This is a genomic window from Caulobacter sp. GW821-FHT10E02 (assembly GCF_059415225.1).
This window is the reverse complement of the sequence record NZ_JBWKMV010000002.1, coordinates 586,471-608,643: the sequence shown is the minus strand read 5'-3', so window position 1 is coordinate 608,643 and position 22,173 is coordinate 586,471. Positions and strand designations below refer to the sequence as shown.

Below are 22,173 nucleotides of genomic sequence, written 5' to 3'. Positions count from 1 at the left end.
CGTTCACCAACGGCGTTTTCGGCTTATTCACCCTCATGGGCGAAGGTCACGGCGAAAAATCACGCCCGGGACCCGATTTATGTCGACGCAGAGCCGCTTCCTCCGACGCCTGAGCGAAGGCTTCACCGCCTTCATCGGCCGTCTGCGGCGCGACGAGCGCGGCGCCATCGCCGTGCAGTTCGCCCTGCTGGCCCTGCCGCTGGCGGTGCTGGTGTTCGGGCTGGTGGACATGAGCCGCGTCAGCCTGCAGCGCCGGCAGATGCAGGACGCCCTGGACGCGGCCACCCTGATCGCCGCCCGCTCGACCGCGACCACCGACGCCCAGCTGGACGCGATCGGCGACCCGGCCTTCATCGCCGAGATCGACGGCCTGAACCTGGGCCTGACCGGCGCCAACTCGACCTTCAAGGCCGGGGCCGACAACCACATCCTGGGCACGGCGACCGGCACCTTGTCGCCGATCATCGCCAACCTGTGGACCAAGAACAACGTCACCATCACGGCGACGTCCGACGTGGTGCGCGCGTCCAAGAACCTGGAAGTCGCGATCGTGCTGGACATCACCGGTTCGATGCTGGGCACCCGCCTGTCCGACCTGAAGACCGGCGCTTCGGACCTGATCGATATCGTCGTCAAGGACGTGCAGTCGCCCTTCTATTCGAAGGTGGCGATCGTGCCCTATTCGGTCGGGGTCAATGTCGGCTCGTACGCCGACGCCATCCGCGGGCCGATCAACGCCTACACCGTCACGGGCGTCAGCAAGGCCAACAACGCCGTCGTCACCTCGAACGGCCACGGCCTGATCAACGGCGACAAGGTCACGTTCAGCGGCGTCAACGGCATGACCATGCTGAACGGCAACACCTACACGGTCAGCAACGCGGCCGCGAACACGTTCACGATCAATGCCAACACGTCGAACACCAACAGCTATTCGTCGGGCGGCACGGCCACCTGCGACACCAGCACCAACCCCGGCTGCAAGAACTACACCTTCACCAGCGCCGCCGGCAGCAGCCAGACGCTGGGCATCGGCACCTGCGTCAGCGAGCGGGTCGGGTCGAACGTCTATACCGACGCCGCGCCCAGCACGACCTATGTCGGCCGCAACTACGACAGCGACAACAACCCGTGCCCCAGCGCCACGATCACGCCGCTGTCCAGCGACCGCACGGCCCTGAAGGCGACGATCAACGGCCTGGCGGCCGGCGGTTCGACGGCCGGCCAGATCGGCTTCGCCTGGGGCTGGTACATGATCGCGCCGAACTTCGGCTATCTGTGGCCCAACGCCGCCCAGCGCCCGGCCGCCTACAAGGCCAAGGACCTGATGAAGGTCGTGGTGCTGATGACCGACGGTGACTTCAACACGCCCTACTGCAAGGGCGTCATCGCCAAGGACGCTGATTCCGGCAGCGGCAACGCCAGCGACCACAACAGCTGCAACGCCACCAACGGCGACCCCTTCGTGCAGACCAAGGCCATGTGCGACGCCATGAAGAACTCGGCCTACGCCATCACCATCTACACGGTGGGCTTCACGGTCACGAGCACCGAGGCCAAGGACATGCTGAAGTACTGCGCCAGCGACTCCGAGAAGGCCTATTTCCCGGCGACCGGCTCGGACCTCAAGGCGTCGTTCAAGTCGATCGCCCAGGGCATCTCGAACCTGCGGATCGCGAAGTAGCGAACCTTAGATCCTCCCCCGCGATGCGGGGGAGGTGGCCCAGAGGGCCGGAGGGGGCCAGTGCGGCTTACGTCCAGCTCGCCCCCTCAGTCACTTCGTGACAGCTCCCCCGCATCGCGGGGGAGCATCTAGCCGCCTAGGCCAGCTTGATCTCGCGCAGGCGCTGCTGGAGGAACTCGTCGGCCGTGATCGATTCCGGATAGCGGTCCGGATTCTCTGGCGTGACGCAGTTGGGCAGGGTCTTGATCTCGTAGTCCGACGCGAAGTGCAGGAAGAACGGCGTCGAGTAGCGCGGGATGTGGCGGCGCTCGGGCGGCGGGTTCTGCACGCGGTGGATGGTCGAGGGCAGGACGTGGTTGGTCAGACGCTCCAGCATGTCGCCGATATTGATGACGATGCAGCCCGGGGGCGGGTTGATCGGCAGCCAGTCGCCGTTGCGATCCTGCAGTTCCAGGCCGCCTTCCTCGGCGCCCATCAGCAGGGTGATGGTGTTGATGTCGCCGTGAGCGCCGGCGCGCACGCCGGTGACGTCCAGCGGGACCGGCGGATAGTGCAGCAGGCGCAGCACCGAGTTGCCGTTCTCGACGGTCGGCTTGAAGAAGTCGCGGTCCAGTTTCAGGTAGGTGGCGATCGCCTCCAGCACCTTGCCGCCCATGGTGTCGAGCGCGTTGTAGAACCAGCTGACGTCGTGCTTGAAGGCCGGGATCTCGGCCGGCCAGACGTTGTCGGCCATGGTGGCGCGGAAGCGGTGGCCGGGCGGCAGGTCGCGGCCCATGTGCCAGAATTCCTTCAGGTCGTGGTGCGTGGCGCCCTTGGCGGTCTCGACCCCGAACGGGATGTAGCCGCGCGCGCCGCCCTTGACCCCGGCATATTGCTTCTTGGTCTCTTCCGGCAGGGCGAAGAAGGCCTTGGTGTCGGCGATGGCCGCGTCGATGCGGTCCTGCGGGATGTCGTACTCCGACAGCACGGCGAAGCCGTAGCGCTCGAACGACGCGCCAAGCTCCTGGGCGAAGCGCGGGAAGTCCTTGCTGTAGAGGGAGAACGAGATCGGTTCGATGGCGGAGGTAGACACTTCTTCGAGCCTTGAGATGAGTAAGTTCCTTCTTACTACACCGAGGTCGGGACGAAACGAAGGCCGTTCATCCTGGCTTCAGGCACGGTATTGGAACTTGACCATAGGAAGGGCGTTTGCCCGTTTGACGTTGATCTACAACAAAGCCGTGAGGGTTGCGAGAATGCGCAAGTTTGCCTTGGCCGCCGTGCTGATGGGCGCCACCGCTCTGGTCGCCTGCACCACCACCGATCCCTATACGGGCATGCCCGTGCGCAACAACACCGGGACCGGCGTGCTGGCCGGGGCCGCCGGCGGCGCGCTGCTGGGCTACCTGACCAACACCAACAAGGGCGAGCAGGGCCGCAAGAACGCGCTGATCGGCGCGGGCATCGGCGCCTTGGCCGGCGGCGCGGTCGGCAACTACATGGACCGCCAGCAGGCCGACCTGCGTCGCAGCCTCGAGACCTCGGGCGTCATGATCCGCCGCAACGGCGACCAGATCGTGCTGGTCATGCCCAGCGACGTGACCTTCGCCGTCGACAAGTCGGACGTGCAGCCGCAGTTCACCCGCGTGCTGGACGACGTGGCCCGCACGCTGAACGCCTATCCGCAGACGACGATCGACGTGGTGGGCCACGCCGACAGCAGCGGCGGCGCCGACTACAACCAGGGCCTCTCGGAGCGCCGCGCCAGCGCTGTGGCCGACTATCTGACCCGCCAGGGTCGGGTGCTGACGGACCGCGTCTTCGTGGCCGGCATGGGCTCGCGCCAGCCGATCGCCGACAACGCCACGGCCGCCGGCCGCGCCCAGAACCGCCGGGTCGAGATCATCCTGCGGCCCCTGACCCAGTGACGCTTAAGGGCGCGGAATTGTCGCGCCTTTGATCCAGACGGTTGCTTTTCCTCGCGTCGTCGCCAATTCGTCACTCTGAGTTAGAGGCGACGCGAGGTCGAAGTGAACAAGATGGCGAGCCAGGGCGTCGGTCTGACCAAGCAGGCCTTTGGCCTGGTCGATGACCTGATGACGCCGAACGCGGCGATCTACTGGATCGACACCATCGTCTCGGTCGTCCTGATGTGGGGTGGCCTCTATATCGCCGCGACCACCGGAAACCTGGCGATCGGCCTGATCGCGGGCCTGATCAGCGTGCTGGCCCTCTATCGCGCCCTGTCGTTCATCCACGAGCTGACCCACATCCGCGACGACGAGGCCCCGGGTTACCGCGTCGGCTGGAACATCCTGGTCGGCATCCCGCTGATGACCCCGTCGCTGATGTACGAGGGGGTGCACAACATCCACCACATCAAGGACCGCTTCGGCACGGCGCTGGACCCGGAATACCTGCCGCTGTCGCGCTTCACGCCGCTGGGCCTGGCCGGCTTCCTGTTCGTGGCGCTGCTGGCCCCGCTGGGCGTGATCCTGCGCTCGGTGGTGCTGATCCCGCTGTCGTTCGTAGTCCCGCCGCTGCGTCGCTACCTGAAGACCAAGCTGTCGGCCCTGATCATCAATCCCGACTTCGTGCGCGAGGATCTCAACCGCTGGCGCACCGCCTGGGTGCTGCAGGACATCGGCTGCTGGCTGTGGTCGTGGGCGGTGATCGCCGCCACGGTCGCGGGCGTGCTGCCGCTGCGCGCCCTGCTGACGGGCCTGGCGATCTTCGCCGTCGCCACCTTCGTCAACCAGGCCCGCACCCTGGTCGCCCACCTCTGGGACAACGAGGGCGACAAGATGAGCCTGGACGAGCAGTTCCTGGACTCGGTCAACGTGCCGCCGCCGAACCTGGCCTCGGAACTGTGGGCCCCGGTCGGCCTGCGCTACCACGCCCTGCACCACCTGTTGCCGCGCCTGCCGTACCACAATCTCGGCAAGGCCCATGCCCGTCTGGCGCAAGCGCTGGGCGCGGACTCGCCCTATCACCACGCCTCCGCCAAGGGCCTGTTCGAGGCCCTGGCCGATCTCTTCAAGCGCGTGGGCCAGAAGAACGCGGCCAAGCAGGCGGTGCATTAAGCGGCGGTTGAGGCCTCCGGGCTTAAGAAGGGCGCCTGTTCCACGGGGCCCGTCATGCCGGCTGATCTGGCGTCTCTGATCGATCTGCCCGGGGCCGGTGCTCGGCTGGCCGAGCCGGTGCTCAAGCTGCTGCTGCCGCTGGGCTCGACCTTCTCGATCCTGTCGCTGAGCTGCGCCCTGCTGATCGCCGCCGCCCATCTGGTGCTGAGCCGCCGGGCGCGGGGCCGCAAGACCTCGCCGCGCCTGCTGCTGCGAGCGATGTTCCCGCGCAAGGTCTGGCTGTCCAAGTCGACCCGCGCCGACCTGATCTTCTTCGCCCTCAACATCTGGGTCACAGGCCTGATGGTGGGGGCGGCCCTGTTGACCAGCGGTGTCGTGGCCAAGGCCGTCGGCGGCTGGCTGGGCGAGACGCTTGGCTCCGGCCCGCTCCCACACGCGCCCTGGCCGCTCGTGGCGGTGGTCGGCACGGTGCTGGGCTTCCTGGCCTATGAGCTGGGCTACTGGTTCGATCACTGGCTCAGCCACAAGGTCCCGTTCCTCTGGGCCTTCCACAAGACCCACCACACGGCCGAGGTGCTGACGCCGCTGACCAACTTCCGGGTCCATCCGATGGAGACCCTGAAGTTCGCCAACATCCTGGCCCTGACCACCGGCGGCGTCGGCGGCCTGCTGGCCTGGACCTTCGGACCGGCCTGGCATCCGCCTCTGGTCATGGGCCAGAACGCGCTCTTCATGGTGTTCGTCCTGACGGTGCTGCACCTGCAGCACTCGCACGCCTGGATCACCTTCGGGCCGCTCGGCCGCTGGCTGATGAGCCCCGCCCATCACCAGATCCACCACTCGGCCGACCCCGCCCATTTCGGCAAGAACCTGGGCAGCGTCCTGGCCGTCTGGGACCGCCTGTTCGGCACGCTCTATGTGCCCGGCGAGCGACCCAAGACCCTGACCTTCGGCGCGGTCGCCACCGACCCGCACAGCCTGACCGGCGGCTTCGCGATCCCGTTCGTCGAGGCGTTCACGGGCGAGCGGGCGCCCGACCCCGTGGCTATTCCGGCGGAGTAGGGGCCTACTCCGCGCCCTCCTGCTCGGCCCGTTCGCGCAGTTCCTCGTCCAGGCTCGCCGTGTCCCAGGCCCCGCCGGCGTCGCCGGGGCGCATGCGGTGGAGGTCAGCGTTCAGCAGGCGGTCCATGGTCTGGGCCGCGTCGCGCGAGGCCAGGATATAGGCCTCCTCCTGACCCCACATCGGCCGCAGCTCCTCGAACATCCGCCGGTCGTGGCGGCGGAAGAAGGCGGCGGCGCGGTGGGCGCGGTGGGCGCGGAAGCCCAGCTTCTGCAAAGCCGAGGTCCCGAGCGCCAGGGCCGACTCGAAGGTCTCTCGCTCGACCGCGTCGGCGCCGTTGGCCAGGAGGTCGTAGGCGTGGCGGCGATCCCAGGCCCGGGCGAGGATGGTCAGGTTCGGGAAGGCCTTGCGGGCGGTCTCGACCAGTTCGACGGTCTTCTCGCGGTCGTCCACGGCGACGATCAGCATCCGGGCCCGCTCGGCGCCGGCGGCGCGCAGCAGGTCCAGGCGCGTGGCGTCGCCATAGTGCACCCGCCGCCCGAAGCGCTGCAGCAGCTCGATCTGTTCGATGTCGCTGTCCAGAACGGTCGACTTGAAGCCGTTGGCCTGCAGCAGGCGTCCGGTGATCTGACCAAAGCGCCCGAAGCCGGCGATGATGATGTCCGGTTCGCCCTCGTCGAAGTCGCCGGTGTCGGGCGTGACGTCGGGAATGGCCGCGTCCATCAGGGCGGCGACCCGCTCGTACAGGATCATGGCCACCGGCGTCAGGGCCATCGAGACGGCGATGGCGGCGGTCAGCAGGGCCGCCAGCTGGGCGCCGATCACGCCCGCCCCGACGGTGAAGCTGAGCAGCACGAAGGCGAACTCACCGCCCTGCGCCAAGGCCGTGGCCACCGCCATCGCCCCGCGCTTGGGGGCGCCGAACAGGCGGGCGATGCCGTACATGACCAGGAACTTCAGGCTCATCAGACCGATGACCAGGCCCGCCAGCACCAGCGGCTGGCGCGCCACCAGCGGCAGGTCGACGCCCGCGCCGACGGTCATGAAGAACAGGCCCAGCAGCAGGCCCCGGAAGGGCTCGATGTCGGTCTCCAGCTCGCGGCGGAACTCGCTTTCGGCCAGCACGACGCCGGCCAGGAAGGCGCCGAGGGCGGGCGAGAGGCCGACGATCTGCATCAGGCTGGCCACGGCCACGACGATCAGCAGGGCCGAGGCGGTGAAGATCTCGCGCAGGCGGGCCCGGGCGATGAAGCGGAACAGCGGCTTGACCAGGTAGCGGCCGCCGCCGATCACCCCGGCCACGGCGGCGAACACCGACAGGGTCTGGGCCCAGATCGGCAGGTGGGCCACCAGGCTCCCGTCGCCATGACCGCCGCCCGTGGCGTGGGCGGGCGCGCCGGTGGCCAGCAGGGGCAGCAGGGCGAACATCGGGATCACCGCCAGGTCCTGCAGCAGCAGCACCCCGAAGGCGGCGCGGCCGACGGGGCCTTGCCTCAGCCCCTTCTCGTCCAGGGTCTGGAGCACGATGGCGGTGGACGACATGGCCAGCACCAGGCCCACGGCCAGGGCCGTCTGCCAGGGCAGGCCCAGCGCCAGCGAGGCGGCGGCGATGGCCAGGGCCGTGCCCAGCACCTGCGCTCCCCCTAAGCCGAAGATGGCCTTGCGCATGTCCCACAGCATCGAGGGCTGCACCTCGAGGCCGATCAGGAACAGCAGGATGACGACGCCGAACTCGGCGAACTTCATGACGTCGGCCTGGGCGCCGATCAGGCCCAGGGCGAACGGGCCGATGATGACGCCGGCGATCAGGTAGCCCAGCACCGAGCCGAGCCCCAGCCGCTTGGCGATCGGCACCGAGACGACGGCCGCGCCCAGATAGACCAGGGTCTGGGTGAGGAAGTTCTCCATGCCGTCTACGCCTCCACGCTCTTGGGCAACAACGAGGCCACGCGCGCCTTGTAGCGCTCAGCCTCGGCCTTCAGGGCCGCGTCGTCTTTTACGGAAGCGCCGTGCACGACGAACGGGGTCTCCCATTCCATGCCGCACAGGTGGGCGGTCTGCTCCAGCGGCCGCAGGAACTCGTCCATGGAAAACCGGTTGTAGCCGTGCATGTGATAGGCCTTGGCGCTGGCCCCCGTGGAGCAGGCCACGAACATGCGCTTGCCCTTCAGGGCCTCGCCGCCCTCGCCATAGGCGAAGCCGTGCAGCCAGACGAGATCCAGCCACTCCTTCATCAGGGCCGGCGTCGAGTACCAGTAGAGCGGAAATTGCAGGGCGATGACGTCGTGCTTCAGCAGGGCTTCCTGCTCGGTCTCGATGTCGACCACGAAGTCCGGATAGGTCTCGTACAGGTCCTTGAAGGTGACGCCCGACAGGCCCTTGGCCGCCTTGGCCAGGGCGCGATTGGCGCGGGACCGTTCAAGCGCGGGGTGGGCCAGCACCAGGAGCACGCCAGGAGCGGCCCTTGGGGTGGCGGGCGTCACGGAGCCGGTGCTAGCGTCGGTCATCAGGCGACCCTTCGGTAAAATAATTCATCAAGGGTTGAATTTCTTCGCGGCTCGGGCGACACGGTTCGCCAAGCACTGAACTAGCAAGTTCGGGATAGGGAGACACCATGGTCGACAAGGTGAAGACAGACGCCGTCGAGGCCCTGGCCGGGCTGTTGTTCGACGGCATGACCATCATGGCGGGCGGTTTCGGCCTCTGCGGCATTCCGGAGAACCTGATCGCGGCGATCCGCGAGGCGGGGACGAAGGACCTCACGGTCATCTCCAACAATTGCGGCGTCGACGGCTTCGGCCTGGGGATCCTGCTGGAGAACCGTCAGATCAAGAAGATGGTCTCGTCCTATGTGGGTGAGAACAAGCTGTTCGAACAGCTTTACCTCAGCGGCGAGCTGGAATTGGAGTTCAATCCGCAAGGCACGCTGGCCGAACGCATCCGTGCGGGCGGGGCGGGCATCCCGGCCTTCTTCACGCGCACCGGCTACGGCACCTTGGTGGCCGAAGGCAAGGAAACCCGCGAGTTCGACGGCGAGATGTACGTGATGGAGCGCGGCCTGACCGCCGACCTCGCGATCGTGAAAGCCTGGAAGGGCGACGCCGAGGGCAACCTGATCTATCGGAAGACCGCCCGGAACTTCAATCCGATGATGGCCACGGCCGGCAAGAAGACCGTCGTCGAGATCGAGCAACTGGTCGAGATCGGCGCGCTGGACAAGGACGCCATCCACACGCCCGGCATCTATGTCGACAACATCGTCAAGGGCGCGAAGTTCGAGAAGCGCATCGAGCGCGTGACGACCCGCGCGAAGGAGCAAGCGTAATGGCCTGGACCCGCGATGAGATGGCGGCCCGCGCCGCCAAGGAGCTGCAGGACGGCTTCTACGTGAACCTCGGCATCGGCATCCCGACCCTGGTGGCCAACTACATCCCCGAGGGCATGTCCGTGACCTTGCAGAGCGAGAACGGCATGCTGGGCATGGGTCCCTTCCCCTATGAGGGCGAAGAGGACGCCGACCTGATCAACGCCGGCAAGCAGACGATCACCGAGCTCGACTCCAGCTCGTACTTCTCGTCGGCCGACAGCTTCGCGATGATCCGCGGCGGCCACATCGCCCTGTCGATCCTGGGCGGCATGCAGGTCTCCGAGACCGGCGACCTCGCCAACTGGATGGTGCCCGGCAAGATGGTCAAGGGCATGGGCGGAGCCATGGACCTGGTCGCCGGCGTCAAGCGTGTGGTGGTGGTCATGGACCACTGCGAGAAGTCCGGCGCGCCCAAGCTGCTAAAGCAATGCTCGCTGCCGCTGACCGGCGCGGGCGTCGTGGACCTGCTGATCACCGAACTGGGCGTCTTCGAGATCAACCGCGGCAAGTCGCCGGTGAAGCTGATCGAACTGGCCCCGGGCGTGACGGTGGGCGAAGTGAAGTCCAAGACCGAGGCGGCGTTCGAGGCCTCGCTCTAGGGCTTCAGCCAGTACGGGTGCTCCAGCGTGAGCGCCACATAACGCGCCGTCGCCTTGCCATAGGCGGCGGCGATGTTGTTCAGGGCGGTGGTCGGATCGCCCGCGTCCGCCTCGATCGTCCGCCGGGCGCGCGGAAGCTTCGCCGGCGCGATCACCGCCAAGCCGTGCTTCGACACCGCGTCCCGGCTGGCGAAGGCTTCCGAGCGGTTGGTCCGCGACCAGGCGTCCAGCGTCGTCGCGAAGGCCAGCTCGTCGAAGCCGCCCTCGATCCGCACCGCCACCTTCTCGCCACGCCACGCATTGGCCCAGCCCGCGAGGCCGGTCATGGCCGCATCCGTCCCCACCTTGAACGCCGCGCCATCGTGGGCCTGGACGGGCAGGGGGACCTTCAGCCGCGCCGCCGTCGCCTTCATCACCTCGTCGCCCGACAGGTCCCGCAGCAGCGCCAGACTGGCCGGGATCGAGGCGGTCACCCCGGCGGTGGTGGTTACGCCGCCGTCGACGATCCAGCGGCGATCCTTGCGCCAGCGGACCTTGGGATAGGCCCTGGCCAGGCGGTTCATCTCGTACCAGTGGGTCGTCGCCTCGCGGCCGTCCAGCAGGCCGGCATGGGCCAGGGTCTCGGCCCCCGCGCAGATCGAGACGATGCGCACGCCGGCCTTGGCCTGCTCGCGCAGCCAGGCGTCGCGGGCCGGATCAACGGCCGGCATCATGAACGGCACGACGATGACGTCCGGCCGCTGGCTCAGGGTCGCATAGGTCGTCTGCGGACGGATCCAGGCCAGGCCCGGCATCAGTCGCACCGGCGTCAGGCTTGGCGCGATCACGCGGACCTCCACCGATCCGGACTCGGCCAGCACCGCATAGGGCGCGATCAGGTCCGTGGTCTCGGTCCCGCGCGGCTCGGCCAGGATCACGACCAGCGGTTTGGCCAAGGCCGGCGCGGCCGTCAGCAGCGCCAGCAGGAAGACGAACAGACGCAGCATGAAGAACCTCCCGAAACACGCGGGAAGTCTCGACGACGGCGGCGCTTACGAAAGGACGGTGATCCCTCGAAACCTGCCTAGGGCTTCTTCGGGGCTGGCGGCAGGCCCGTCACCCGATCGCGAGGCAGCGGCGCGAAGCCCTGGGCGATGAACAAGTCGATCCGCCGCGAGCGCTTCTTGTCGAGGCGCACGCGGGCGATCTGCATGTCGGAGGTCGTCTTGAAGTCCTGCTGGATCTCGGGGCGATAGCCGCCCTCCAGGCTGACGATCAGGGCGCGGCGGCCGTAGTCGGCGTCCATCGGCGTCTCGGTCTCGGCCTGGTTCTGCGGATGGGCCTCGTGCACCCACATGCGCAGCGGCGGCGCGCCCGGCTGGCCGAAATAGTCGCGGCCATAGTAGGCGGCGGCGTTGTAGACGAAGCGGTCGTCCATCGCGACGGCGCTCAAGGGGCCGCGCAGGGCCTGCTCCTCGCGCGAGCGCTCGATGATCGCCTGGACGGTCTGGTCCCAGCCGCGCACCCGCTTGAAGCCGTTCGAAAGGCCCACCGCGTCGGCGGCCTTCGGGTTGACCATGCAGACCACGAAGAACAGGGCGAACAGGGCCTCGAACCCCAGGCCCGCGATCAGCCAGCGGCGGGCGTTCCAGCGCAGCAGCCAGCCGGCCGACAGCACCGCGCCCGAGACGAAGGCCGCTCCGGCCCAGTTGGCGTTGGCGCGCGAGACGAAGGCCTCGCCGGCCACGATGATCAGCGGCGGCGCGCAGAAGCAGAGCAGCAGGAGGTCCGGCGACTGCAGCTTCTTCTTCACGCCCAGCCACACCGCCCCGCCCAGCAGCACGGCGAACGGCACGGGGCCGAACACGCCGAACTGCGAGGCGACGAATTCGATCAGCTCACGGAAGTTGAACAGCTGGTGCGAACCCCAGTTGGCGTTCGAGGCCGTGTGCTTGACCGTCGCGAAGGCGTGGTTGGCGTTCCAGGCCAGGTTGGGGGCCAGGGTCAGGACGAAGAACGTCACGAACAGCACAGCCGCGGCCACGCACCAGCGCTCGCGGGCCGGCTTGGAGATGGCGTAGTGGATGACGATGCTGCCCAGGGCGTAGACGGCGGCGTATTTCGACAGGAAGGCCAGGCCCAGCGCCACGCCCATGCCGGCGGCGACGAAGTAGCGGCGCGGGGCGGTCTCCTCGGCCAGGGCGACATAGGCCCAGATGGTCAGCGACAGGAAGAACAAGAGCGGGGCGTCGGTGGCCATCAGGCCCGACGACAGGACGACGCCCGGCATCAGGCTGTAGATCGCCGCGGCGACCAGACCCGTCCAGCCGCCGTAGAGCTTGCGGGCGATGCGGTGCACCACCAGGGCGGTCAGGCCGTGCAGGAGTGGGGCGGAAAGTCGCACCCAGGCCTCGGCGTCGCCGCCGACGTGGGTCGTGGCCCAGATCAGCCAGGCGATCATCGGCGGCTTGGAGAAGTATCCGAAGGCCAGTTCACGAGACCAGAGCCAGTACTGAGCTTCGTCCGGGTACAGCTCAAGAGGCGTTGCGAACAAGGCGATGAGCCGCACCAGCGTCAGCACGGCGACCCCGATGAGGGTCATCCGCCAAGCGCGGGATTCGATCGAAATTTCCGAAGATTCGTGTGCGGTTACCATGACGCCTAATTAGCCAAGTAAGAAAAATCTGACCATTTCTTCCGCGTTATCCGCCGTTTATGACAGTTTGGGGGAAGGCGTGGCCTTTCCGTCACCAAACCTTCTAAAACTTTCGCTAAACGGCCCCAACGACGCTCATCCATGCCGGTCACGGCGGGCGTGTCGAATAATGAGGGGATCCTTCAAGATGAACATGAGAAATTTCGCCCTGGCGACGACCGCGCTGGTCGGCAGCCTGGTCGCCGGCGGCGTCGCCATGGCCCAATCGACGGGTACGGACGCTGTTGAACAAGTCGTCGTCACCGCGTCGACCCTGAAGAACCAAAACGGCGCCATCGTGTCGCAGACGGTTCCGAAGTCGCGCTCGACCATCACCCAAGAATTCATCGCCCGCCAAGTGCCGGGTCAGACGGTCCTGGACTCGCTGAACCTGCTGCCGGGCGTCAACTTCACCAACAACGACGCCTACGGCTCGGCCGGCGGCGACATCACCATCCGCGGCTTCGACAGCCAGCGCGTCGCGCTGCTGCAAGACGGCATCCCGCTGAACGACAGCGGCAACTACGCCATCTACCCGAACCAGCAGATGGACTCGGAACTGATCTCGAAGGTTGACGTCAACCTCGGCACGACCGACGTCGACAGCCCGACGGCCGCGGCCGCCGGCGGCACCATCAACTACGTGACCCGCAAGCCGAAGGACGAATTCGGCGGCGTCGTGGAAGCCCAAGTCGGCGACGGCAACTTCCGCCGCTTCTTCGCCGTGATCGACACCGGTAAGGTCGGTCCGTGGGGCACCAGCGCCTGGTTCAGCGCCGCTGACGCCACCAACGACGTCTTCAACGGCCCGGGCAAGATCCACAAGCAACAGTACAACGCGCGCATCTATCAGCCGCTGGGCGACAACGGCGACTTCGTCAGCCTGATCGCCAACTACAACAAGAACCGCAACAACTTCATCAACCGCATGTCGCTGGCCCAATTCCAGGCCGGCACCGGCATCGGCTACAGCCGCGCTACCTGCGCCCGTCCGACCCCGGTGGCCGGCACGGCCCAGATCGATACGAACGCGGGCACCTGCTACAAGTACAACATCAACCCGTCGAACACGGGCAACATCCGCGGTCAGTCGCTGTTCCACATCGGTGAACAGTTCATCCTGACCGCCGACCCCTACTTCCAGTACACGCTGGCCAACGGCGGCGGTCGCGGCCTGTTCAACGAAAGCGGCAACGGCACGGGCAGCGGCCTGATCCGCGGTTCGTCGCTGACGGGCGGCCAAGACCTGAACGGCGACGGCGACCTGCTCGACACCGTCCTGCTGTACTCGCCGAACACGACGAACACCCGCCGCTACGGCGTCACCTCGTCGCTGATCTGGAAGTTCTCGGACAACCAGAGCTTCCGCGCCGCGTACACCTACGACGAAGCCCACCACCGTCAGACCGGCGAGTACACGACCTTCGCCAGCGACACGACGCCGGACAGCGTCTTCGGCGGCAAGGACGGCTACGGCACGCCGATCAAGCTCGCGGACGGCAGCATCCTGCGCAAGCGTGACCGCGTCTCGGTCGCCACCCTGAACCAGTTCTCGGTCGAGTACCGCGGCAAGTTCATGGACGACAACCTGCTGGTCAACGCCGGCCTGCGCGCGCCGTTCTTCAAGCGTGAACTGAACAACTTCTGCTACCAAGCCGACACCTTCACCGCCTACTGCACCAACCAGGCGCCGACGGCGATTGCTGGTACGGATGACGGCAACGGCCAGACCCTGGTCACCCTGCCGGGCCAAGGCACGACCCAATACGGTCGTCCGCGCCAGTTCACCCGCAAGTACGACAAGGTCCTGCCGAACGTCGGCGCTAGCTACCAAGTGGCCGACCACCAGTCGGTCTACATCAGCTACGCCGAGACCCTGTCGGCTCCGCGTACGGACGACCTGTACGACAAGAAGCTGACGAAGCCGGATCCGGAAATCTCGCACGTCCTGGACGCCGGCTACCGCTTCCAGTCGCCCACGGTCCTGTTCGCCGCCTCGGTGTGGTTCAACAACTTCACCAACCGCATCGAACGCGCCTTCAACGAGCAGGACAACATCGCCTTCTCGGTCAACGTCGGCGACGTGAAGCAAAAGGGCTTCGACGCTCAACTGGGCTTCAAGCCGGAAGACTACATCAGCTTCTACGCCTCGTTCTCGTACCAGGACTCGGAACTGCAATCGGACATCCCGGGCACCGCCCTGGGTTCGGTTCTGGCCACCAAGGGTCGTGAGCTGTACGAAGCGCCGAAGTACCAAGGCGGCGTCCGCGTCGACTGGGACATCACCGACGCTCTGAGCCTCGGCGTGCAAGCCAAGTACACCGGCGAGCGCTGGACCAACCTGACGAACACCGAAAAGGCCCCGCACTACGCCCTGCTCGACATGGACGTGCGTTACGCTCTGGACGGTTTCGGCCTGAAGGACACCTACTTCCAGGTCAACGTGAAGAACCTGACCAACGAAAAGTACCTGGGCGACCTGGCGGTGAACCCGTCGGGCACGGGTCTGGGCCAACCGGGCGCTCCGCGCACGATCAGCGCCACGATCCACGCCGCTTTCTAAGCGACGCGCTTCAGAGCTCTAAGGACGAGGGCGACCCGGCTTCCGGGTCGCCCTTTTTCTTTGTCATGTGGATTTGCTAGTGAAGGGCCGCTTGACCCCGGCTCCTTGAGGGGCCATCTGCGCTCCCCTTCGTTTTTCTCCCCTTCACTGGGTTCCCTGAAATGACCGTCACCGTTCCCGCCGAGTGGGCTCCGCACCGCGCCATGTGGGTGGGTTTCCCCAGCCACGCCGACCTCTGGCAGGAGGATCTGGAACAGGCGCAACAGGAAGTCGCCGATCTGGCCCGCGCCCTGGCCGGTCCGGGCGGGGAGCGCGTGCGCCTGATGGTCGTCGGCGACGAGGCGGAGGCCGCCGCCCGCGCGCTGCTGGGCGACACCACGGTCGAGATCGTCCGCGGCCAGTTCGGCGACATCTGGCTGCGCGACACCGGCCCGATCTTCGTCGACCGCAATGGCGCGGCCAGCGCGGCCGGCTTCCAGTTCAACGGCTGGGGCGGCAAGTACAGCCTGGAGGGCGACGACATCGTCGCCGAGCAGATCGCCGCCGCCTCGGGCGCGCCGCTGGTCCGCAACACCTTCATCCTGGAGGGCGGCGCCCTGGATCACGACGGCAACGGCACGATCCTGACCACCCGCCAGTGCCTGCTGAACGACAACCGCAACGCCGGCTGGGACGAGGCCTCGGCCACGTCCGCGCTCGCCGACGCCCTGGGCGCCAAGAAGGTGCTGTGGCTGGGCGATGGCCTGCTGAACGACCACACCGACGGCCACGTCGACAACCTGGCCCGCTTCGTCGCGCCGGGCGTGGTGGCCTGCCCGATGGGCTTCGGCGCCGACGACCCGAACGCCGAGGTCTATGCCGAGACCGCCCGCCTGTTGGCCGGCATGACCGACAGCCGCGGCTCGCCGCTGCAGGTCGCCCGCATCCCCTCGCCGGGCCTGATCCTGGACGAGGATGGCGAGCCGATCCCGGCCTCGCACATGAACTTCCTGATCGCCAACGAGGCGGTCATCGTGCCGATCTACGCCGAGGAGTCGGGCGCCTTCGCCGTCGAGGTGATCAAGGGCCTGTTCCCCGAACGCCAGGTCATCGGCCTGCCGTCCACCGCCATCCTGACCGGCGGCGGTTCGTTCCACTGCATCAGCCAGCAGGAGCCCGTCTAATGGCGCGCACCCTCAGCGTCGCCGCGATCCAGACCTCGTACGGCATGGATCTGCAGGCCAACATCAAGAAGACCGAACACTTCATCCGTGAAGCCGCAGCCAAGGGCGCGCAGGTCATCCTGCCGTCGGAGCTGTTCCAGGGCCCGTACTTCTGTGTCGCCCAGGAAGAGCGCTGGTTCGCCGAGGCCCATCCGTGGCGCGAGCATCCGGTGGTCAAGGCCATCGCGCCGCTGGCCGGCGAGCTGGGCGTGGTGATCCCGATCTCGATCTACGAGCGCGAGGGCCCGCACTACTTCAACAGCCTGGTCATGGCCGACGCCGACGGCTCGCTGCTGGGCGTCTATCGCAAGAGCCATATCCCGGACGGTCCGGGCTATATGGAGAAGTACTATTTCCGGCCCGGCGACACCGGCTTCAAGGTCTGGGACACGCGCTTCGGCCGCCTGGGCGTCGGCATCTGCTGGGACCAGTGGTACCCGGAAGCCGCCCGCGCCATGGCCCTGATGGGCGCCGAGGCCCTGTTCTACCCGACCGCCATCGGCAGCGAGCCGCACGACCCCAGCCTGGACACCGCCCTGCCGTGGCGTCGGGCCATGCAGGGTCACGCCGTCTCGAACGTCATCCCGGTGATCGGCGCCAACCGCATCGGCTTCGAGCCGTGGGACGGCTATCCGAACGGCGGCCAGACCTTCTACGGCTCCAGCTTCATCGCCGACCATCGCGGTGACCTGGTCAGCGAGCTGGGCCGCGCCGACGAGGGCCTGGTCAACGCCACCTTCGACCTGGACTTCCTGACGACGCACCGCGCCGCCTGGGGCTTCTTCCGCGATCGCCGGCCGGAGTTCTACACGTCCTTGGCCACCGGCCGCCCCGCGTGATCAGCACCGACCGCCTGGTCCTGCGCCCGGCGGTCGACGCCGACCGCGACGCCATCGCCACCCTGAACGGCGACGCGCGGGTCGGCGCCTGGCTGGGCGGCGTGCGCAGCCGCGCCGAGAGCGACGCCTTCGTCGACCGGGTTCAGGCCCACGAGGCCGAGCACGGCTTCGGCTTCTGGGTGGTCGAGCGCCAGGCGGATACGCGCCTGGTCGGCATGACCGGCGTCTGGTGGGTGCCGCCCGAGATGGCGATGCCCAAGACCGTCGAGATCGGCTGGCGCTTCCATCCCGAGGCCTGGGGCCAGGGCTACGCCACCGAGGCGGCCAAGGCGGCGCTGGCCTATGGGTTCGAGACCTTGCGCCTGCCCGAGATCATCGCCTTCACGGCCCGCACGAACCTGGCCTCGCAGAGCGTCATGCGCCGGATCGGCATGAGCCACGACCCGGCGCGGGACTTCGACCATCCGGGTTTGGCGGAGGATGATCCCCTCCGCGCCCACGTGATCTACGTAGCGCGCTCTTAGGCGTCGCAGTCCGTCGGCGGGCCCTTGGCCTTCGAAGCCGCCACCTCTTCGCGCGCCTTGGCCAGGTCGGCCATGAAGCCCGGATCGTCGTGCAGGCGCGTGACCAGCGCCGAGCCCAGATAGCGCCCGGCCTCGACATCGCTCTGGAAGTGGACGCCGCAGATGATGCGGCTGTCGCCGAACGCCTTGCCGCGCGCCAGGATCGGCGACGCCTTCTCCGGGACCAGCTCGGCGATCACCGAGGCCCAGGCCCAGCCGATCAGGCCGTGGCCGGACGGATAGGAGCCGTCGGTGTTGATCCAGTCCTCGCGCGGCACGCAGATCGGCGCCGTGTTGCCGACCGGCGGGCGCGGACGCTGATAGACCGACTTGGCCGGCTGGTAGATCTTGGCCGCGTCGTCGGTGAGGCGCAGCAGCAGGTTGGCCAGGGTCGGGGTCGCCTCGGCGCTGAGCGTGACGCCCGCCGCGCACGAGAAGCTCTTCATGCCGTTCTTGCCCGACAGGTCGGCGTCGGCGATCGCCCGGCTCCAGGCGTCGGTGTTCACCAGCTTGCGGGTCTCGTCGAACTGGGCGCGCTCGGCCTTGCCGCGCGGGCTGTCGGGCGTGGGCGGCGGGCCGATGATGGTCGCCGCGTCGATCCCGCCATTGCCGGCGAGGTACCCCGGCGGCGGCTTTACCCAGCCGGCCGAGGGCGGGGTGGTGGCCACTTGCGCGGCCGGGGCGGCGCCGTGCGCGAACGGATTGGGCAAGCCGTCGATGGCCGAACAGCCGGCCAGGACCAGGCCCGAGGCGACGGCGGCGATGAACGCGAAACGGGACATCGGATGCTTCCGTGAGGTCATTCGCCCACAGAGCGGCGGGAAAGTCGTGCGTCAAGCGAAAGCGGATTGACGAAGAGATATGTTATTTCATAACACTCATCGCGGCCGCTCCTCCGGCCAAGTTTCAGTCGTTCAGGACCGTCCATGCTCCGTCGCGTCGCCTTCTCCGCAGCGAGCCTCATCGCGCTTACCGTCGCCGTTTCCGCCCATGCCGCCGAGCCCGCCGCGCCCGCGTCCGCCGAAGACCAGGCTAACGCGGTCGACAAGGTCGTCATCACCGCCGCCCCCTACGCGGTGTCGCTGGATACGGTGACCAGCAGCGTCAACGTCATCACGCGCGACAAGCTGGACGTCCTGCCGCCCGCCGGCCTGGGCGACATGCTGAACGGCCAGCCGGGCCTGCGCTCGACCTTCTACGGCCCCGGCGCCAGCCGTCCGGTGATCCGCGGCCTGTCGGGCCCGCGGGTGATGGTGCTGCAGAACGGCGTCGGCCAGGTCGACGCCTCGTCGCTGTCGCCCGACCACGCGGTGGCCTCCGATCCGGGCGAAGCCTCGCGGGTGGAAGTGCTGCGCGGCCCCTCGACCCTGGCCTATGGCGGCTCGGGCATCGGCGGCGTGGTCAATGTCATCGACGACCGCGTGCCCTCGTCGGCCCCGGCCAACGGCTTCGAAGGCCGCCTGGCCGGCTCGGTCTCGTCGGTGGACGACGGCAAGTCGATCAATGGCTCGGCCAAGTTCGGCAAGGGCCCGCTGGTGTTCGCCATCGACGCCGATCACCGCAAGAGCGGCAACTATGACGTCCCGAGCTCGCCGGTCTCGGCCCGCCTGGCCGCCTCCGAGGGCCTGACCGTCGATCCCGACAAGACCGTCAAGAACGCCGACGTCGAGGTCGACGCCTATGGCGCCGGCGTGTCGTACGTGCACGACAGCGGCTTCTTCGGGGTCTCGATCAAGAAGATCGATACGACCTACGGCGTGCCCTACGAGCAGATCCTGGCCCCGATCGATCCGGCCGCCGAAGGCCCGGTCGAGATCCACCTGCAGCAGACCCGCTACGACCTGCGCGGCGAGCAGGACGTCGACCTTGGTCCGTTCGACAAGGTCCGCCTGTCGGTCGGCCACGCCAAGTACGAGCATGCCGAGATCGGCGTCGACAGCGGCGAGGTCGGCACCCGCTTCCTGTCGGACGGCACCGAGGGCCGCCTCGAGCTGGTCCAGAAGGAGCGTGACGGCTGGCAGGGCGCGGTGGGCTTCCAGGCCCTGAAGCGCCACTTCGAGGCCATCGGCGACGAGGCCTTCGTGCCCTCGACCGACATCACCGAATACGGCGTCTTCACCCTGCAGCGCCTGGACAAGGGGAACTGGGGCGTCGACGCGGGCCTGCGCTTCGACAGCCGCGAGCTGAAGACCAGCTTCGCCGACAAGACCTTCAACAACGTCTCGGGCTCGCTGGGTCTGTTCTACAAGCCGGCCGAGCACCAGTTCGTGGCCCTGACGGTGTCGCGCAACGGCCGCGCCCCGACCGAGGCCGAGCTGTTCGCCGACGGTCCGCACCCGGGCACCGGCGGCTTCGAGGTCGGCGACGCCGACCTGAAGTCGGAGAAGGTGGTCTCGGTCGAGGCGACCTACCGCTACACCGGCGATCGCCTGCGCGCCGAGGCCCACCTGTGGGGCGCCCAGTACAACGGCTTCATCGAGGAGGCCCGCACGGGCGCCGAGGAAGACGGCCTGCCGGTGTTCCAGTACAGCCAGACCGACGCCAAGTTCCACGGCGCCGAGGTCGAGACCTCGTACGTCGCCTGGCGCGAGGGCGAGCGCTCGCTGAAGCTGGAAGGCAGCTACGACTGGGTGCGCGGCTCGACCGACCTGGGCATCCCGGCCCGCGTGCCGCCGTGGGCCGTGACCGGCCGCGCCATCTGGAGCACCTCGCGCCTGGAAGTGCAGGGCGAGGTCCGCCACGTGGCCAGCCAGAACCGCGTCTCGGCCTTCGAACTGCCGACCGACGCCTATACCGCGGTCAACGCCATGGTGACCTACAAGCCGATCGCCGACTCCGGCCTGCGCCTGTTCATCGACGGCCGCAACCTGACCAACGAGACCATCCGCGAGCACGTCTCGTTCCTGAAGGACTTCGCGCCTTCGCCGGGCCGTTCGGTCCGCGCCGGTTTCGCCTGGCGCTTCTAAGCCCGGGCGAAGAGCGGGCCTCTCGACCAGCCCCAGAGAGAGGTCCCGCCGCGCGCCGGAGCCTGGCCCCTGCCGCCGGGCTCCGGACTGCGGTTCGCCCCACGGGGCGGATATCAAGCTTAACGGCTCGCGCGGCCGGTGAATAACGGTCGTCGAGTCTTGCTATGACAGCGGCCTAGATTGCCGGTTCCCGTTGGATCGGCTAGAACGCCGAGCCTTTGCGGTCGTCTTGAAGCGTTCGAGCGTCCGTTTCCTATTCTGTCGTAGAGCTGTTCATGACCACGACCCAGTCCACCGGCGAAATCTCCGGCAACGTCCTGTTCTACAATTCGCCGGAGCCGCTGAACCGCGAGCAACACGCCAAGCTGGCCCTGGTCCACAAGGAAAACCCGTACGGCTTCGCCGCCGCCGGCACCGCCGTGCCGCTGACCGTCTCGGAATTCGGTCCGGCCGCCCTGACCTTCCCGGTGATCTTCGCCGGCGAAGACCGCGTGCCGCTGGCCGTCATGGGCCTGAACAACGCCGAGAACCTGTTCATCAGCCCCGAGGGCGCCGTCGAGCCGAACGTCTACATCCCGGCCTATATCCGCCGCTATCCGTTCGTGCTGGCCAATGACGACACGCAAGACCGCCTGATCGTCTGCATCGACCGCGGTTCGGACCTGCTGTCGGAAAAGGGCGACACCCCGCTGTTCGACGCCAAGGGCGAGCCGACCGAGTACACCCAGAACTGCATCAAGTTCTGCGACGACTTCGAGCTGGAGCGCCGCCGCACCGACAACTTCATCTCGCTGCTGAAGGAGCTGGACCTGTTCGAGCTGAAGAAGGCCACCTTCCAGCCGCAGGACGAAACCGGCGCCGCCTCGGGCGACCTCGTCACGGTCGCCGAATACTACGGCGTCTCGGAAGAGAAGCTGAACGCCCTGCCGGCCGCCAAGCTGAAGGAACTGCAGGAAAACGGCGCCCTGGCCCAGATCTACGCGCACCTGGTGTCGCTGCTGGGTTGGGACCGTCTGGTCAACAAGACCGTGATGCGTCAGGCCGAAGCCCAAGCCGCCGCCACGAGCCTGAACTAAGGCTCGGCGACAGCTGAAGACGAGAGGCGGCGGGGCTTAGGCTCCGCCGCCTTTTTCTTTGGTCGATGCTACCGCGCGAAGATGCTGCGGGTCAGGCACGAGAAGACCAGGCGGCCGGCCTCGTCGAGGAGGTCGTGCTGGGCGATGACGATGCCCTTGCCCTCGCCGACCGGGTCCTTGCCCATCACGGTCATGCGGCCGCGCAGCAACTCGCCGACGGGCGGGTTGCGCATCCAGCGCAGGGCGTCGACGCCCAGGCGCTTGGTCTGCGGCCAGGCGGCGCTGGCCTCGCCGTCGAGGCGGGTCCAGATGGCGAAGACCATGCCGTCGGGGGCGCCGTTCTCGATCGGCCAGCCGGGGGTGAAGGCGGCGATGAACGCGTCCAGGGCCTTCCCGTCCACGGCCCGCGAGCCCAGGTTCACGACCTGGCCGATCTCGATGTCGTCGAAGGCGGCAGGCATGGGCGGCTCCGTTTGATTCCCTAATCGACTGTCGGCCGCGTCTTGGCCATTGTCGAG

The 22,173-nt window shown here is 67.7% G+C and carries 19 protein-coding genes and 1 pseudogene; 12 read left to right on the top strand and 8 right to left on the bottom strand.

The window, feature by feature from the left end; genetic code table 11:
• Positions 1-79 precede the first annotated feature (79 nt).
• The gene (locus AC07NI_RS12605; RefSeq protein ID WP_494619360.1) at positions 80-1,684 is read left to right on the top strand and encodes a ubiquitin-activating E1 FCCH domain-containing protein; all 1,605 of its coding nucleotides are present in this window, start codon (positions 80-82) and stop codon (positions 1,682-1,684) included.
• Positions 1,685-1,820: 136 nt separating this feature from the next.
• Here the strand turns inward: AC07NI_RS12605 and AC07NI_RS12600 are convergent, their stop codons facing one another.
• A complete protein-coding gene (locus AC07NI_RS12600) occupies positions 1,821-2,756 on the bottom strand; it encodes an isopenicillin N synthase family dioxygenase (protein ID WP_494619358.1) in 936 nt (311 codons plus the stop codon).
• 163 nt (positions 2,757-2,919) lie between these two features.
• On the opposite strand from AC07NI_RS12600, the gene AC07NI_RS12595 reads away from it, so the two are divergent.
• The 3 genes from AC07NI_RS12595 to AC07NI_RS12585 all read left to right on the top strand — a co-directional run bounded on the left by AC07NI_RS12595 (position 2,920) and on the right by AC07NI_RS12585 (position 5,808).
• Complete coding sequence (locus AC07NI_RS12595; RefSeq protein WP_494619356.1) at positions 2,920-3,591, top strand: YiaD family glycine zipper/OmpA-like lipoprotein; 672 nt, start codon at positions 2,920-2,922, stop codon at positions 3,589-3,591.
• 111 nt (positions 3,592-3,702) lie between these two features.
• On the top strand, positions 3,703-4,746 hold the full coding sequence (gene cerH / locus AC07NI_RS12590) for a ceramide hydroxylase CerH (RefSeq protein WP_494620526.1): 1,044 nt from the start codon (positions 3,703-3,705) through the stop codon (positions 4,744-4,746).
• Between the two features lie 54 nt (positions 4,747-4,800).
• Positions 4,801-5,808, top strand: a complete 1,008-nt coding sequence (locus AC07NI_RS12585) for a sterol desaturase family protein (RefSeq protein ID WP_494619354.1) — start codon at positions 4,801-4,803, stop codon at positions 5,806-5,808.
• 4 nt (positions 5,809-5,812) lie between these two features.
• Here AC07NI_RS12585 and AC07NI_RS12580 read toward each other — a convergent pair whose 3' ends face one another.
• From AC07NI_RS12580 to AC07NI_RS12570, 3 genes and pseudogenes are all read right to left on the bottom strand, one after another.
• Positions 5,813-7,714 carry a monovalent cation:proton antiporter-2 (CPA2) family protein gene (locus AC07NI_RS12580; protein ID WP_494619352.1) on the bottom strand — a complete coding sequence of 634 codons (1,902 nt, stop codon included), beginning with the start codon at positions 7,712-7,714 and terminating at the stop codon, positions 5,813-5,815.
• A gap of 5 nt (positions 7,715-7,719) precedes the next feature.
• Positions 7,720-8,313, bottom strand: coding sequence for a glutathione-regulated potassium-efflux system oxidoreductase KefF (gene kefF / locus AC07NI_RS12575; RefSeq protein ID WP_494619350.1), 594 nt, complete (start codon positions 8,311-8,313; stop codon positions 7,720-7,722).
• Positions 8,313-8,518: pseudogene (locus AC07NI_RS12570) on the bottom strand (hypothetical protein). The gene kefF and the pseudogene AC07NI_RS12570 overlap by 1 nt, the downstream one beginning before the upstream one ends.
• On the opposite strand from AC07NI_RS12570, the gene AC07NI_RS12565 reads away from it, so the two are divergent.
• Together AC07NI_RS12565 and AC07NI_RS12560 are read left to right on the top strand one after the other, a co-directional pair.
• Positions 8,421-9,131, top strand: a complete 711-nt coding sequence (locus tag AC07NI_RS12565) for a CoA transferase subunit A (protein ID WP_494619348.1) — start codon at positions 8,421-8,423, stop codon at positions 9,129-9,131. The pseudogene AC07NI_RS12570 and the gene AC07NI_RS12565 sit on opposite strands and share 98 nt — an antisense overlap.
• Positions 9,131-9,772, top strand: coding sequence for a 3-oxoacid CoA-transferase subunit B (locus AC07NI_RS12560; RefSeq protein ID WP_494619346.1), 642 nt, complete (start codon positions 9,131-9,133; stop codon positions 9,770-9,772). The genes AC07NI_RS12565 and AC07NI_RS12560 overlap by 1 nt, the downstream gene beginning before the upstream one ends.
• Here the strand turns inward: AC07NI_RS12560 and AC07NI_RS12555 are convergent.
• Together AC07NI_RS12555 and AC07NI_RS12550 are read right to left on the bottom strand one after the other, a co-directional pair.
• Positions 9,769-10,758 carry a DJ-1/PfpI family protein gene (locus tag AC07NI_RS12555; RefSeq protein ID WP_494619344.1) on the bottom strand — a complete coding sequence of 330 codons (990 nt, stop codon included), beginning with the start codon at positions 10,756-10,758 and terminating at the stop codon, positions 9,769-9,771. The two genes, AC07NI_RS12560 and AC07NI_RS12555, sit on opposite strands and share 4 nt — an antisense overlap.
• Before the next feature lie 77 nt (positions 10,759-10,835).
• Positions 10,836-12,407 (bottom strand): ArnT family glycosyltransferase, encoded by a 1,572-nt coding sequence (locus tag AC07NI_RS12550; RefSeq protein WP_494619342.1) that lies wholly within the window; start codon positions 12,405-12,407, stop codon positions 10,836-10,838.
• A 187-nt stretch (positions 12,408-12,594) separates the two neighbouring features.
• Between AC07NI_RS12550 and AC07NI_RS12545 the strand changes: the two genes are divergently transcribed.
• From AC07NI_RS12545 to AC07NI_RS12530, 4 genes are all read left to right on the top strand, one after another.
• Complete coding sequence (locus AC07NI_RS12545; protein ID WP_494619340.1) at positions 12,595-15,009, top strand: TonB-dependent receptor; 2,415 nt, start codon at positions 12,595-12,597, stop codon at positions 15,007-15,009.
• A gap of 161 nt (positions 15,010-15,170) precedes the next feature.
• Positions 15,171-16,172 carry an agmatine deiminase family protein gene (locus tag AC07NI_RS12540; protein WP_494619335.1) on the top strand — a complete coding sequence of 334 codons (1,002 nt, stop codon included), beginning with the start codon at positions 15,171-15,173 and terminating at the stop codon, positions 16,170-16,172.
• Complete coding sequence (gene aguB, locus AC07NI_RS12535; protein WP_494619333.1) at positions 16,172-17,050, top strand: N-carbamoylputrescine amidase; 879 nt, start codon at positions 16,172-16,174, stop codon at positions 17,048-17,050. The genes AC07NI_RS12540 and aguB overlap by 1 nt, the downstream gene beginning before the upstream one ends.
• Positions 17,047-17,574 (top strand): GNAT family N-acetyltransferase, encoded by a 528-nt coding sequence (locus tag AC07NI_RS12530; protein ID WP_494619331.1) that lies wholly within the window; start codon positions 17,047-17,049, stop codon positions 17,572-17,574. The genes aguB and AC07NI_RS12530 overlap by 4 nt, the downstream gene beginning before the upstream one ends.
• On the opposite strand, the gene AC07NI_RS12525 is transcribed toward AC07NI_RS12530, so the two are convergent.
• Positions 17,571-18,395 carry an acid phosphatase gene (locus tag AC07NI_RS12525; protein ID WP_494619327.1) on the bottom strand — a complete coding sequence of 275 codons (825 nt, stop codon included), beginning with the start codon at positions 18,393-18,395 and terminating at the stop codon, positions 17,571-17,573. The two genes, AC07NI_RS12530 and AC07NI_RS12525, sit on opposite strands and share 4 nt — an antisense overlap.
• A gap of 144 nt (positions 18,396-18,539) precedes the next feature.
• On the opposite strand from AC07NI_RS12525, the gene AC07NI_RS12520 reads away from it, so the two are divergent.
• Positions 18,540-20,579, top strand: coding sequence for a TonB-dependent receptor (locus AC07NI_RS12520; protein ID WP_494619325.1), 2,040 nt, complete (start codon positions 18,540-18,542; stop codon positions 20,577-20,579).
• Positions 20,580-20,854: 275 nt separating this feature from the next.
• Positions 20,855-21,655: a SapC family protein gene (locus tag AC07NI_RS12515; protein WP_494619322.1), complete on the top strand. Its 801-nt coding sequence runs from the start codon at positions 20,855-20,857 to the stop codon at positions 21,653-21,655.
• Positions 21,656-21,723: 68 nt separating this feature from the next.
• On the opposite strand, the gene AC07NI_RS12510 is transcribed toward AC07NI_RS12515, so the two are convergent.
• The gene (locus AC07NI_RS12510) at positions 21,724-22,116 is read right to left on the bottom strand and encodes a hotdog family protein (RefSeq protein ID WP_494619320.1); all 393 of its coding nucleotides are present in this window, start codon (positions 22,114-22,116) and stop codon (positions 21,724-21,726) included.
• Positions 22,117-22,173: the final 57 nt, after the last annotated feature.